The sequence below is a fragment of the Modicisalibacter ilicicola DSM 19980 genome, from assembly GCF_900128925.1.
Lineage (GTDB): Bacteria > Pseudomonadota > Gammaproteobacteria > Pseudomonadales > Halomonadaceae > Modicisalibacter > Modicisalibacter ilicicola.
The window spans coordinates 113,148-125,841 of the sequence record NZ_FQUJ01000009.1 but is presented as its reverse complement, the minus strand read 5'-3'; the positions used below and the strand labels follow the sequence as shown (position 1 = coordinate 125,841).

Annotated in this window: 11 protein-coding genes and 1 other RNA gene; 5 read left to right on the top strand and 7 right to left on the bottom strand. The window is 63.3% G+C overall.

Annotated features, from left to right (window positions below):
- Positions 1–15: 15 nt before the first annotated feature.
- The 3 genes from dnaJ to grpE all read right to left on the bottom strand — a co-directional run bounded on the left by dnaJ (position 16) and on the right by grpE (position 3,958).
- On the bottom strand, positions 16–1,161 hold the full coding sequence (dnaJ, locus tag BUA41_RS11480; RefSeq protein ID WP_072822935.1) for a molecular chaperone DnaJ: 1,146 nt from the start codon (positions 1,159–1,161) through the stop codon (positions 16–18).
- A gap of 89 nt (positions 1,162–1,250) precedes the next feature.
- On the bottom strand, positions 1,251–3,173 hold the full coding sequence (gene dnaK, locus BUA41_RS11475; RefSeq protein ID WP_072822933.1) for a molecular chaperone DnaK: 1,923 nt from the start codon (positions 3,171–3,173) through the stop codon (positions 1,251–1,253).
- 146 nt (positions 3,174–3,319) lie between these two features.
- Entirely contained in the window at positions 3,320–3,958 is a 639-nt protein-coding gene (grpE, locus tag BUA41_RS11470; RefSeq protein WP_072822931.1) for a nucleotide exchange factor GrpE, read from the bottom strand.
- Between the two features lie 192 nt (positions 3,959–4,150).
- Here grpE and recN point away from each other — a divergent pair, with 192 nt between their 5' ends.
- Positions 4,151–5,824 carry a DNA repair protein RecN gene (gene recN / locus BUA41_RS11465; protein ID WP_072822929.1) on the top strand — a complete coding sequence of 558 codons (1,674 nt, stop codon included), beginning with the start codon at positions 4,151–4,153 and terminating at the stop codon, positions 5,822–5,824.
- A gap of 79 nt (positions 5,825–5,903) precedes the next feature.
- On the opposite strand, the gene fur is transcribed toward recN, so the two are convergent.
- Complete coding sequence (fur, locus tag BUA41_RS11460) at positions 5,904–6,350, bottom strand: ferric iron uptake transcriptional regulator (protein ID WP_072822927.1); 447 nt, start codon at positions 6,348–6,350, stop codon at positions 5,904–5,906.
- A 72-nt stretch (positions 6,351–6,422) separates the two neighbouring features.
- Between fur and BUA41_RS11455 the strand changes: the two genes are divergently transcribed.
- Positions 6,423–6,878: an outer membrane protein assembly factor BamE gene (locus tag BUA41_RS11455; protein ID WP_072822925.1), complete on the top strand. Its 456-nt coding sequence runs from the start codon at positions 6,423–6,425 to the stop codon at positions 6,876–6,878.
- Between the two features lie 29 nt (positions 6,879–6,907).
- On the opposite strand, the gene BUA41_RS11450 is transcribed toward BUA41_RS11455, so the two are convergent.
- Entirely contained in the window at positions 6,908–7,243 is a 336-nt protein-coding gene (locus BUA41_RS11450) for an RnfH family protein (protein ID WP_072822923.1), read from the bottom strand.
- On the bottom strand, positions 7,230–7,667 hold the full coding sequence (locus BUA41_RS11445; protein ID WP_072822921.1) for a type II toxin-antitoxin system RatA family toxin: 438 nt from the start codon (positions 7,665–7,667) through the stop codon (positions 7,230–7,232). Before BUA41_RS11445 ends, BUA41_RS11450 begins: the two co-directional genes overlap by 14 nt.
- 155 nt (positions 7,668–7,822) lie before the next feature.
- Between BUA41_RS11445 and smpB the strand changes: the two genes are divergently transcribed.
- The 3 genes from smpB to ybiO all read left to right on the top strand — a co-directional run bounded on the left by smpB (position 7,823) and on the right by ybiO (position 11,755).
- Positions 7,823–8,302 (top strand): SsrA-binding protein SmpB, encoded by a 480-nt coding sequence (gene smpB / locus BUA41_RS11440; RefSeq protein WP_072822919.1) that lies wholly within the window; start codon positions 7,823–7,825, stop codon positions 8,300–8,302.
- A 57-nt stretch (positions 8,303–8,359) separates the two neighbouring features.
- Positions 8,360–8,739, top strand: a transfer-messenger RNA (tmRNA) gene (gene ssrA / locus BUA41_RS11435).
- Between the two features lie 664 nt (positions 8,740–9,403).
- The gene (gene ybiO / locus BUA41_RS11430; RefSeq protein ID WP_072823034.1) at positions 9,404–11,755 is read left to right on the top strand and encodes a mechanosensitive channel protein; all 2,352 of its coding nucleotides are present in this window, start codon (positions 9,404–9,406) and stop codon (positions 11,753–11,755) included.
- 225 nt (positions 11,756–11,980) lie between these two features.
- On the opposite strand, the gene BUA41_RS11425 is transcribed toward ybiO, so the two are convergent.
- Positions 11,981–12,694: DUF6708 domain-containing protein (locus BUA41_RS11425; RefSeq protein ID WP_072822918.1), on the bottom strand; the 714-nt coding region annotated here is incomplete at its 5' end.

Here is a 12,694-nt window from a genome sequence, read left to right as displayed (position 1 = left end):
CGCCAGAAGGCCTGCTTACGGCTTCATGTCCTCGAAGAAGCGCTTCACGCCGTCGAACCAGCCATCCTTCTTCGGCGAATGGTGGTTGCTGTTGCCCAGGCTGGCCTCGAACTGACGCAGCAGATCCTTCTGCTGTTCGGTCAGATGGACCGGCGTCTCCACCACCACCTTGCACAGCAGGTCACCGGCCGGGCCGCCACGCACCGGCTTGACACCCTTGCCACGCAGCCGGAAGAGCTTGCCGGTCTGGGTCTCGGCGGGGATCTTGAGCTTCACCCGGCCTTCCAGGGTCGGCACTTCCAGCTCGCCGCCCAGCGCCGCGTCGATGAAATTGATCGGCATCTCGCAGTGCAGGTTGCGGCCGTCGCGCTCGAAGATCGGGTGCGGCTTGATGGCCACCTGGACGTACAGATCGCCCGGGGGGCCGCCATTGATGCCGGTTTCGCCCTCGTTGTTGAGACGAATGCGATCGCCGGTATCCACGCCGGCGGGTATCTTCACCGACAACGTACGGGTCTCTCGCACCCGGCCCTCGCCATGGCATTCCCGGCAGGGCACCTTGATCGACTCGCCCCGGCCATGACAGGTCGGGCAGGTCTGCTGCACGGCGAAGAAGCCCTGCTGCATGCGCACCTGCCCCATGCCGTGACAGGTCGGGCAGGTCTCCTTGCTGGAACCGGGCTCGGCACCGTTGCCGTCACAGTGACCGCAGGGCACATGGCGCGGCACGCGGATGTCCACGGTGGTGCCGGCCACGGCATCCTCGAGGTCGAGCTCGAGGTTGTAGCGCAGGTCGGCGCCCCGCTGCGGGGCGTTGGGATTGCGCCGGGCGCCACCGCCACCGAAGATGTCGCCGAAGACATCGCCGAAGATGTCGCTGAAGCCGCCAGCTCCGGCACCGCCGAAACCACCGCCGCCGAACCCGCCAGCCTGGCCGTCGACACCGGCGTGGCCGAACTGATCGTAGGCCGCCCGCTTCTCGTCGTCGGTCAGGATCTCGTAGGCTTCTGACACCTCGCGAAATTTCGCTTCCGCGGACGCGTCGTCCGGGTTGCGATCCGGGTGGTACTTCTGGGCAAGGCGACGATAGGCCTTCTTGATCTCTTTCTGATCGGCCCCGCGCTCGACGCCCAGTACTTCGTAGTAGTCACGCTTGGACATGGATCTGTCCGCCTCCGTGTCGGGTCCACGGAAACAACGACGCGGGAGTCACGCCCCCGCGCCGCCGCCGTCCGTGTCAGACGTCGTGGTTACTGCTTCTTCTGGTCGTCGTTGACTTCTTCATATTCGGCGTCAACCACATCGTCTTCCTGCTTGGTGCCTTCGGCCTGCTCGCCACCCTGGGCGGCATCGGCCTGCTCGGCGTACATCTTCTGGGCGAGGCTGCCAGAGGCTTCCGTCAGGGCATCCAGCTTGGTCTGGATGGCCTGCTGGTCGTCGCCCTTGAGCGCTTCCTCGAGCTCGCCGATGGCACTCTCGATCTTCTGCTTCTCGTCCTCGGAGGCCTTGTCGCCTGCCTCCTCGAGGGTCTTGCGAGCCGCATGGATCATGCCGTCCGCCTGGTTGCGCAACTGCACCAGTTCCTCGAACTTCTTGTCCTCGTCGGCATGTGCCTCGGCGTCACGGACCATCTGCTCGATCTCTTCGTCAGTCAGGCCGCTGGAGGCCTTGATGACGATGGACTGCTCCTTGCCGGTAGCCTTGTCCTTGGCGGACACGTTGAGGATGCCGTTGGCATCGAGATCGAAGGCGACCTCGATCTGCGGTACCCCGCGCGGCGCCGGCGGAATGTCGGCCAGGTCGAAGCGTCCCAGGGACTTGTTCTGGCTGGACTGCTTGCGCTCGCCCTGCAGCACGTGAATGGTCACGGCGGTCTGGTTGTCATCCGCGGTCGAGAAGGTCTGGGTCTTCTTGGTCGGGATGGTGGTGTTCTTCTCGATCAGCGGCGTCATCACGCCGCCCAGGGTCTCGATGCCCAGCGTCAGCGGGGTGACATCGAGCAGCAGCACGTCCTTGACGTCACCGCCCAGCACGCCGCCCTGGATCGCGGCACCCACGGCCACGGCTTCATCCGGGTTGACGTCCTTGCGCGCGTCCTTGCCGAAGAACTCGGCCACCTTGGCCTGCACCAGCGGCATGCGTGTCTGACCACCGACCAGGATCACGTCGTCGATCTCGGAGCTGGAGAGACCGGCATCGGCCAGGGCCGTCTTGCACGGACCCAGCGACTGCTTGACCAGGTCCTCGACCAGCGACTCGAGCTTGGCGCGGGTGATCTTGACATTGAGGTGCTTGGGCCCGGTGTTGTCTGCCGTGATGTACGGCAGGTTGACTTCGGTCTGCTGGGCGCTGGACAGCTCGATCTTGGCCTTCTCGGCGGCTTCCTTGAGGCGCTGCATGGCCAGGGAGTCGCCGGACAGGTCGATACCGCTGTCGGACTTGAACTGGCTGACCAGGTAGTCGATCAGCTTGAGATCGAAGTCCTCGCCGCCCAGGAAGGTGTCGCCATTGGTGGCCAGCACCTCGAACTGGGTTTCGCCATCGACATCCGCCACCTCGATGATCGAGATGTCGAAGGTGCCGCCGCCCAGGTCGTAGACCGCGATGGTCTTGTCGCCGCGCGACTTGTCCATGCCGTAGGCCAGGGCCGCCGCGGTGGGTTCGTTGATGATGCGCTTGACATCCAGCCCGGCGATGCGGCCGGCATCCTTGGTCGCCTGGCGCTGAGAATCGTTGAAGTAGGCCGGCACGGTGATGACCGCCTCGGTGACGGTTTCACCGAGATAGTCCTCGGCGGTCTTCTTCATCTTCTTCAGCACTTCGGCGCTGACCTGCGGCGGCGCCATCTTCTTGCCCTTGACCTCCACCCAGGCATCGCCGTTGTCGGCACTGGTGATGGTGTAGGGCACCATCTTGATGTCCTTCTGCACGACATCGTCCTGGAAACGCCGCCCGATCAGACGCTTGATCGCATATAGCGTGTTGCTCGGGTTGGTGACCGCCTGACGCTTGGCTGCCTGGCCCACCAGGGTTTCACCGTCATCGGTGTAGGCGATGATGGAGGGCGTGGTGCGAGCGCCTTCGGCGTTCTCGATCACCTTGGGCTTGTCGCCGTCGAGCACGGCCACGCAGGAGTTGGTGGTCCCCAGGTCAATACCGATTATGCGTCCCATATCAATACCTCGAAAAATCGTTGCTTGACTATTTGCATTGTGGCTTCCGGCGATTCTTGACTGCCTAGCCGATCTGTCTTTGTCGTCTATTTGGGGGCTCGAATGCGCCTTTCAAGGGCTTGCACTGCCATTCGCCGCCATTTAGTTCATTCCGCCGACTTGCTGACCACGACCATGGCCGGGCGTACCAGCCGACCGTTGAGCAGATAACCTTTCTGGACCACATCCATGACGGTGTTGGGCTCGACCTCGCCACTGGGCACCATGGTCATAGCCTCGTGGTACTGGGGGTCGAAGGGTTCGCCCGCTGGGTCGACGGCCTCGACACCGAACTTGGCCAGCACGTCGAGCTGCAGCTTCAGGGTCATCGAGACCCCTTCACGATGGGCTTCACTGGCCCCCTCGTTCATGGCATCGAGCGCCTTCTCCAGGCTGTCGACCACCGGCAGCAGCTCCTTGACGAATTTCTCGAGGGCGAACTTGCGCGCCTTTTCCACATCCTGGTCGGCGCGGCGCCGCACATTCTGGGCCTCGGCCGCGGCACGCAGTGCCTGATCCTTGGCCTCGGCAAGAGACTGCTCGAGTTCCTCGACCCGGGCCGCCAGGACATCGGCTTCAGGATCCTCGATGAAATCGGTGCCACTCAACGACTCGTCTTCCGCCAGGACTTCCTCGCCGGCGTCGGCGTCGTCGAGCTGTCCCTCCACGGGATCGTCCTGAGGCTCGGCATCGCGTTCGGCTCGTTGCATCTCTTCATCGATGGGCGTCTGCGGATCTTTGGCCATGTCCCTCTCCTGACATCATTGAACGGCCCTGCGGCCGTGATGGTTGACGATTTGCCCCCTATATGGGGGTGTCACACGCGATCTCAAGGCATGGGTAGCACGTTGACCCGAAGGATTGAAGTCGAGACCCCGACTACTGTATAAACACACAGAACCTAGCCAGACGACGTCTCGTTGCGCCCGGAGGTGGCCATGCTTGTACAGCTTGCGATCCGCGATTTCGCCATTGTCGATCGTCTCGATCTCGACCTGCACGGCGGCATGACCGCCATCACCGGCGAGACCGGCGCCGGCAAGTCGATCCTGCTCGATGCCCTGGGCCTCTGCCTGGGAGAACGCGGCGATGCTGCCAGCGTGCGCCACGGCACCAAGCGGGCCGATCTCAGTGCACGCTTCGACATCGTGCAGCTCCCCGCCGCCCAGGCGTGGCTGGAATCCCGCGAGCTGTCCACGGACGACTGCCTGCTGCGCCGGGTCGTCGCCGCCAACGGCCGCTCCAAGGCCTGGATCAATGGCCAGCCGTGCACCGTGGGGGATCTCAAGGCGCTGGGCGAGCATCTGATCGAGATTCATGGTCAGCATGCTCACCAGGCGCTGTTGCGCGAAGAGACCCATCTGCGCCTGCTCGACGATTTCGCCGATCAGGCCGACGCCGTGACCGAGCTCGGTACCACCTTCCAGCACTGGCAGGAGCTGCGCCGCCGGCTCAAGCGCCTGACCGACGGCGGCGACGAGATACAGGCACGCCGTCAACTCCTGCGCTACCAGGTCGAGGAACTTGACCAGCTGGCACTGGCCGAGGGCGAGCTCGACACCCTGGAACAGGAACAGGAGGCCCTGGCTCATGTCGAGGAGACCCTGCGCGAGACCCAGTTCGCCGTGGAGTGCTGCGATCATGATGAGAGCGGCGCCCTGACGTTGCTCCACCAGGCCCTGTCACGCCTCGGCAGCCTGCCCGGTGCAGAACGCGGGCCTCTGGCCGAAGCGCGCGGCATGCTGGGCGATGCCCAGATACAGATAGAGGAAGCCGCCCGGGAGCTGCACCATTTCATCGATCACACCGAGCTCGATCCCGAGAGGCTCGCCCAGGTCGAGGCGCGTCTTGGCGAAGTGCATCGCATCGCGCGCAAGCACCATGTCATGCCCGAGGAACTGGCCGGGCTGCACCAGCGACTGCGTGACGAGCTCGACTCCCTGGAGGGGGACGAGCACGACCTGGAAGCGCTTGCCACCGAGGTCGAGGCGACCCGGGAACGCTATCGCTCCCGGGCCCGGGCCATCAGCGACAAGCGCCGCAAGGCGGCCACCGCCTTCGGCAGGGAAGTGCAGGACCAGCTGGGCTTTCTGGCCATGGGCAAGGCCCGGTTCGAGGTGGAGGTGGCGGATCGCGACACGCCGCAACCCAATGGCCTGGACACCGTACGCTTCTTGATCAGTGCCAACCCGGGCCAGCCGGCGCGCCCGCTGGCCAAGGTCGCCTCGGGCGGCGAGCTGTCGCGCATCAGCCTGGCGATCCAGGTGGTTGCCGCCAGCCACAGTACCATCGCCACCCTGGTCTTCGATGAAGTGGACGTGGGGGTCTCCGGTGCGACCGCCGAGATCGTCGGCCAGTTGCTGCGGCGCCTCGGCCAGTCCGGTCAGGTGATGACCGTGACGCACCTGCCCCAGGTAGCAGCCCAGGCCCACCAGCACCTGCATATCGAGAAACAGGCCGGCGAGGAGATGACCCTGACCCGGATGGCACTGCTCGACGAGGCCGGCCGCGTCAAGGAGCTGGCGCGCATGCTGGGCGGCGTGCATCTGTCGGATCGCACCCTGGCCCACGCCCGGGAGATGCTGGACGCCAGCCAGCATGCCCGCCATTGACGTGGTCTGACAGCGAAACGCCAGCCCGAGCAGGGGCTGGCGTTTCGCTATTCGTGGCGAAGAAGCATCCTGAAGATCGCTACGATGATTTCTTGATGCCTTCCTGACGCGTCGCCCGGGAGCCCTTGGGGCGCACATACAGTACCAGGGCATGGTCGACGAGTTCGTAGCCATGTTCCTCGACGATTTCCTGCTGACGGCGCTCGATCTGCTCGTCATAGAATTCGATGATCTGACCACTCTCCAGACACACCATGTGATCGTGGTGCTCGTCGTGGGACATCTCGAAGACCGCGTGACCACCGTCGAAGTTGTGGCGCATCACCAGGCCGGCCGATTCAAACTGGGTCAGGACACGATAGACGGTCGCCAGCCCTACGTCCTCGCCGGCATCCAGCAGCGCCTTGTAGACATCTTCGGCACTGAGGTGCTCGCCTGCGGAACTCTCGAGAATTTGCAGGATCTTGACACGGGGCAACGTGACCTTGAGTCCCGCCCTGCGTAGTTCGTGGTTCTGATCGGCCATGGCAGCTCTTCGCAGTATCGTGGTGGGTCGGGTATGATCGGCCAAAGCAACGATAGTGAAGAATGGGGCCAAATGCAAAACCTGATCAAAACAGTCACCTTTTCCCTCGCCCTCACCCTGGTCGGGGGCTGCAGCTACTTCAGTGTCTACAAGCGCGATCTGCCTCAGGGCAACCTGGTCACTCAGGAGATGGTCGAGCAACTTCGGCCCGGCATGAGTCGCGACCAGGTACAGTATGTCATGGGCAACCCGCTGCTCAGGGGCCCCTTCGACGACGATCAGTGGGACTACGTGTTTCGCCTGGACGAGGCCTACGCCGGCGTGAAGCAGCGTCGGGTAACCTTGACCTTCGCCAACGACCGCCTCGTGAATATCGAAGCGTCAGGGGACATGGAGGCCGACATGGAGCTGTCGCCGGACCTCGATCCTGGTCCCGGGGTCGAGCCCGCCGGCGCCGAGACGCTACCGGGCGTCTCGCCCACCCCAGCCCCAGGCAGCGAGCCGGACGCCAGTGGCGAGCAGATATAGCGACATGCATGTTTCCGGCCCGGGACGAGCTACCTTGCCCGTGCCGCCCGCTTCGCGCGGGCCTGCTTGGGATCGATGAGTAGTGGCCGGTAGATCTCGACCCGATCGCCGGCCTGCAGGACATGCCGCTCGGGATCGCGCAGCAACTTGCCGAAGATACCCAGTTCACCCTGAGTAAAGGTCGTCGCCGGTACCTCCGGAAAATAGTGCGGCAGGTTCGCGAGCTCGACAGCTCCCCGGGCGGTGGTGCCGGGAGGCACGGAAAGCGTGACGATCTTCTGGCGTTCGGGAAGCGCGAAGGCGACCTCGACGGTCAGATGCGCTGCCTCACCCGGGGTGTCGGGCGCGGGTCTAGCGGCGTCCATAGACGACATCGGCACGGCGCGTGAACGCCTCGACCTGCTGCTTGGCCATCTGGCTGAACAGCTTGCCGAAGGCCATGCTCAGCAGTCGATTGGAGAATTCGAAGTTCATTTCCAGACTGACCTTGCACGCCTCCTGTCCCACCGGCGTGAAGAGCCAGCGCCCTCGCAGATGCTTGAAGGGGCCATTGACCAGGGACAGCTCGATGCGTTCGGGTTCGTAGAGATCGTTGCGTGTGGTGAAGCTCTGCTCGACACCGGCCTTGGCCAGGGTCAGCTCGCCGATCAGGTGATCCTTGTCGTACTCGATCAGCCGCGCGCGACGACACCCGGGCAGGAACTCGGGATAGCGTTCGAAATCGTTGACCAGATCGAACATGGCTTGCGGTGAATGCCGCACCAAAGCAGATCGATTGACCGTAGGCATATACCTCTCCGCTGACGTCACTGGACTGGGCAATGCTGCATGAATCCCCGCCAGGGCGTATCATGACACTCATCACGCCAAGACCTTGAATGGTATCACGCTTTGCCCCATATCGGAGGGCTGGCGAACACGGCATTATCGAGACACGAGGATTCATGGCCACGAAGAAAGCCAAGAAGGCAGGCGACAATGTCATCGCGCTGAACAAGAAGGCCCGCTTCGAATACCATATCGAAGAGACCTTCGAAGCCGGCCTGGCCCTGGCTGGCTGGGAGGTCAAGAGCATGCGCGCGGGCAAGGCACAGCTCACCGACACCTACATCCTGGTCAAGGATGGCGAGGCCTGGTTGCTGGGCAGTCATGTCATGCCGCTCAATACGGCCAGTACGCATGTCGTCGCCGACCCCACGCGTACTCGCAAGCTGCTGTTGCATCGCAAGGAAATCGCCAGGATCTTCTCGCGCACCCAGGACAAGGGGCACACCTGCGTGCCGCTCCGGCTCTACTGGAAGAAGAACCTGATCAAGTGCGAGCTGGCGCTGGTGACCGGCAAGAAGCTGCATGACAAGCGCGCCACCGAGAAGGCTCGGGACTGGGACCGGCAGAAGGCCCGTATCATGCGCGAAAATAGATAGGCGCTGGGGCTTGAACTAGCCTCGGCGCATCCCCACCTGTTAAGATGACAACGTTCCGGGGGCGACATGGCTTCGACGCCGATGACAACCTCCTAGGTGCATGCCGAGAGCGTGATGTATCTCGTAAATCCAACATCACGACTAAATAGTCGCAAACGACGAAAACTATGCTCAAGGTGCACTGGCAGCGTAAAAACTGCTAGTTGTTAGCCTGGCCCCAAGGCGATGTGCCTGTTCATCGCTGCGGGGATACGAGCTAAAGCTGACAGGATCGCGATTGGCGGCGTCTTCTCGTCAATCGTTAAACTTCAGAAGAATCGCGCCATGGAATCCTGCCCGTCGGAGTTCATGGTGCTAAATTAAAAGACGGACCTAAGCATGTAGAGCCGAAGAGCGAGTATCGGCGGACGGGGGTTCAATTCCCCCCGCCTCCACCAATACCCGAACCCCAACCCCTTGTCGGTTGGGGTTTTTCGTTTTGCGAACAAGGCCGGCTGGACCGCTCCCTCACTTGTCCTCCTTCGGAGGCAGGTACCGGATACTGACCCCGTCAACGGGCTCGTCTCGAGGAGCCGGAGAGGGCACCTCCACACGTTCGTAATCCGTGTGCAGGCACTGGGGGCAGGGTGGCTTGTCTGGCGAGGCTGCCTGGATATAGACCATCAGGTTGCAGTGAAGGCACTTGTACAACGCGTGCTGTCGTGTGCTCATCCTGATACCTGTTTCGGTTCAAGGGATTTTCAAGTCACTTTGATCATCAGAGCCACGCAAGAGACCGGCCGGGCACCTCCCCGCTCCCTCCGCTCGCGGCAGATACACGAACAAGTTGTCACAAAACCAGTAGGCGTACAATAAAAGTACAATTTCAGCCCTCATGCAGGGCCAGCTATCGCCAGAGCCCGAAGGGGGTTGATACACTCCCAAGCCGTCAGTGTAGCCAGTGTTGCACTGCCAGGCACTGACCCACCGAATCATTGCTTCATCCCATCTTCAACGCGCGCTGTCCGGGACAAGCGCGTGCCGCAGCCATGGAAGGAGGCTTTTAGCGTGTCGATACCTCGCTTGAACGTCCGCTTGGTGCGCTGGCTTGCCGCCGCGCTGATGCTGATCGTGTTACCCGCCTTCGCCCAGCAGGGCGAGCCCGCTCCCCAGGAGACCAATAGTCGAGGGCCAGCCTATGCCACCCTCGCCGATATGCTCGAGAACGAGCAGTCCCGTCAACGTCTGATCGAGGAGCTGCGCTCCCTGGCCTCGGCCCAGCCAGACGAGGCGGGGCCTGCCGGGGAGCCCTCCCCGACGGGAACCGCCGAGGAGGCACCCGATCAGCAAAGTGCCCGGGACCTTTCGCTGGCACGCCGACTCGCCGACACCACCAGTGCGATTGCCGGGGAGCTGAGCGGCCAGCTCAAGAGCCTCACCGCCGCTCTCGGCGGTCTGTTTACGCCCGGAGGAGCGAGTCTGGTGTCGGGCATCGACATCGCGGATATCACCCGCACGGCCATGAACATGGCGCTGGTGATCGTGGCGACCTTCGCGCTGTTTTTCCTCCTGCGCGGCCTGGCCCACCCCGTGTTCAACCGGGTGAGCAGCTGGACCCGACACGGGGGAGATCGCAGCACCTTGATCAGAACGACGGCGGCGGTAGCAATGGCGGCGATCGTGGATGTCGTCGTCGTCGCCCTCTCCTACACCGGTGGCAACCTGATCGCCACCTTCGCCATCGGCAAGAGCGGCGAGCTTTCGACCCAGGCCTCCCTGTTCCTGAATGCCTTCCTGGTCATCGAGCTGGTCAAGGCCGCCATTCGCGTGCTCTTTGCCTCGCGTCACGAGGGGTTGCGCCTACTGCCCATCGATGCCCAGGAGGCCGCCCACTGGAATCGCTGGCTGGCAATACTGACCGGCTTCGTGGGCTATGGCATGCTGGTCGCGGTCCCGCTGATCAATGCCAACGTGTCGCCGGCCCTGGGACGTGGCACCGGGCTGATCATCATGCTGCTGGCCTTCTTCTATGCGACCGCCTTCGTACTGAGGAACCGGCTCAAGCTGCGTGGGGCACTGGAAAACAAGGCGGCAAACGCCTCAATGGGCGCTTCCCAATTCATGCTCCGACTGATTGCCAGAGTCTGGCACTGGCTGGCCATCGCCTACTTCCTGGTGGTCCTGCTGATCAGCATCCTGCGGCCCGAGGATGCCCTGCCCAGCGTCATGCTGGCCACCCTGCAGACCCTAGCCATTGTCGGCGTGGGGTTGCTGCTTTCGGGAATGCTGACCCAGATCATCGGCAAGCGCATCACCCTCTCCGGCGACTGGCGGCGCAAGCTGCCCAAGCTGGAGTCGCGCCTCAACGCCTACATCCCCACCTTCCTCAAGGTGATCCGCACCCTCATCCTGATCGCCGTGGTGATGCTGGTGCTCAACGCCTGGAGCGTGTTCGACCTGGCGGCCTGGTATGCCACCGAAGCCGGCTACAGCACGATCAGCAAGCTGATCGACGTGATCGTCATTCTCGTCGTGGCGGCCGCCCTGTGGATCGTCCTGGCCAGCCTCATCGAGCATCGCCTGAATGCCGAGACAGGGCGGGGCGAGCCCACCGCCCGCGCGAAGACGCTGCTGAGCCTCTTCCGCAACGCCCTGGCCATCGCCCTGATCACCATGACCGGCATGATCGTGCTGGCAGAGATCGGCATCAACATCGGTCCGCTGATCGCCGGCGCCGGCGTGCTGGGCCTGGCCATCGGCTTCGGTGCCCAGAAGCTCGTCCAGGACATCATCACCGGGGTGTTCATCCAGGTGGAGAATGCCATGAACACCGGCGACGTGGTCACCGTGGGCGGCATCACCGGTACCGCGGAGCGCTTGAGCATCCGTTCGGTGGGCATCCGTGACCTCTCCGGCACCTATCACATCGTGCCCTTCTCGAGCGTGGACACCGTGTCCAACTACATGCGCGAGTTCGGCAATCATGTCGGCGAGTACGGCATCGCCTATCGCGAGAGCATCGATGACGCCATCGTCCAGCTCGAACAGGCCTTCGAGGAACTCAAGGCCAGCGAGGAGCATGGCCACAAGCTGCTGGAGCCGCTGAGCGTCGCCGGCGTCATCGCCCTGGCCGACAGCTCGGTCAACATCCGCGTGATCATCAAGACGACCCCGGGGGATCAGTGGGCCGTGGGACGCGCCTACAACCGGCTGGTCAAGAAGTACTTCGACGCGGCGGGCATCGAGATCCCGTTTCCCCACACCACCCTGTACTTCGGACAGGACAAGAACGGCTCGGCTCCGCCCGCCAACCTGCGCATCATGCAGCAGGACTTCTCCGTGGACGGCACCCCGGCGGGCCAGCCGACGCAGGATTCGCTGCCCTCCTCTTCAGAGCAGCCCTCGCGTCCCGCGTCGTCGATGCCTCCCAAGGAGCATACCCAGCCGGACCGCGACAACGACGAAAACACCTGACGCTCCATGTTCTTTCAGAAGGACACACCAGCACGAAGGGCCGCCTCCGAGGAGGAGAGGCCCTTTTGCATGAGGCAGCTACCGCGCTGTTCGACCTACAGCAGAACCGACAATGCCATATAGGAAAAGATCATCACCATGGTGCCCTCAGCTCCACCTTGGTGAAGTCGGCAAGGCCCGCTTTCCAGGCCACTTTGTCGAAGAAACTGCGGATGCCGTGCATGATCAGGCGGAGCCCTCGGTCGGCGCAGTCTGGACTTCCGTCGCCTCGTGCAGCCCTTCCGCCACTTCCAGGTCGTAGAGCCGGGTCGTCGGCCCGTCCGGGCGGCTGCGCTCGAGCACCAACGTGTCCCACTGGTTTCTGTGGGCGCGGCGGCGGGCGACGGCGGTGGTCCAGTCCTGGACGAGGGAGGCGGATTGAAAAAGAATAAGCACAGCCATCATGACCGCGACGGACCCTTTGCTGTCGATCCCCTTTCTTATGCCATCCCGATAATTACGCCACATGCCTCTGAGATTCGCCTTTTTCCCCCGACGCCGGGCGAGCACCTCGGCGCGATTGGAATCTGCCAGCGGTTCGCCGTGCTCGTCGAACCAGGGCCCCTTCTCCATGTAGCAGCGCAGGTATTCCCAGAGCATGCCCTGGATCTCCGGGGTCTTGCCCATCGGCAGCGACAATTGCAGGGCGATCACTTCCTCCGGCTGGCGAAAGCGCTGCAGCGCCAATTGCAAGAAGGTCATGCGGGTGCTGCCGGTGTACTGGGTCACCTGGCGGGTCTGCTGCAGCCAGGCCACCGCCTCGTCCCAGGGCACGTGGTAGAGCTTGCCCTTGTCCTGGAAGTAGACCTCCCGGGTACGCCGGTTGAAGCGCACCGGCAGGGGAAAGGGTAAAAACACCTCGATCAAGAAGGTGACAAAGGCGATCCCGTATAGGGCACC

Coding starts and splice junctions, on each gene's coding strand:
- dnaJ (WP_072822935.1), bottom strand. CDS start 1,161: ATGTCCAAGCGTGACTACTACGAAGTACTGGGCGTCGAGCGCGGGGCC.
- dnaK (WP_072822933.1), bottom strand. CDS start 3,173: ATGGGACGCATAATCGGTATTGACCTGGGGACCACCAACTCCTGCGTG.
- grpE (WP_072822931.1), bottom strand. CDS start 3,958: ATGGCCAAAGATCCGCAGACGCCCATCGATGAAGAGATGCAACGAGCC.
- recN (WP_072822929.1), top strand. CDS start 4,151: ATGCTTGTACAGCTTGCGATCCGCGATTTCGCCATTGTCGATCGTCTC.
- fur (WP_072822927.1), bottom strand. CDS start 6,350: ATGGCCGATCAGAACCACGAACTACGCAGGGCGGGACTCAAGGTCACG.
- BUA41_RS11455 (WP_072822925.1), top strand. CDS start 6,423: ATGCAAAACCTGATCAAAACAGTCACCTTTTCCCTCGCCCTCACCCTG.
- BUA41_RS11450 (WP_072822923.1), bottom strand. CDS start 7,243: ATGGACGCCGCTAGACCCGCGCCCGACACCCCGGGTGAGGCAGCGCAT.
- BUA41_RS11445 (WP_072822921.1), bottom strand. CDS start 7,667: ATGCCTACGGTCAATCGATCTGCTTTGGTGCGGCATTCACCGCAAGCC.
- smpB (WP_072822919.1), top strand. CDS start 7,823: ATGGCCACGAAGAAAGCCAAGAAGGCAGGCGACAATGTCATCGCGCTG.
- ybiO (WP_072823034.1), top strand. CDS start 9,404: ATGCTGATCGTGTTACCCGCCTTCGCCCAGCAGGGCGAGCCCGCTCCC.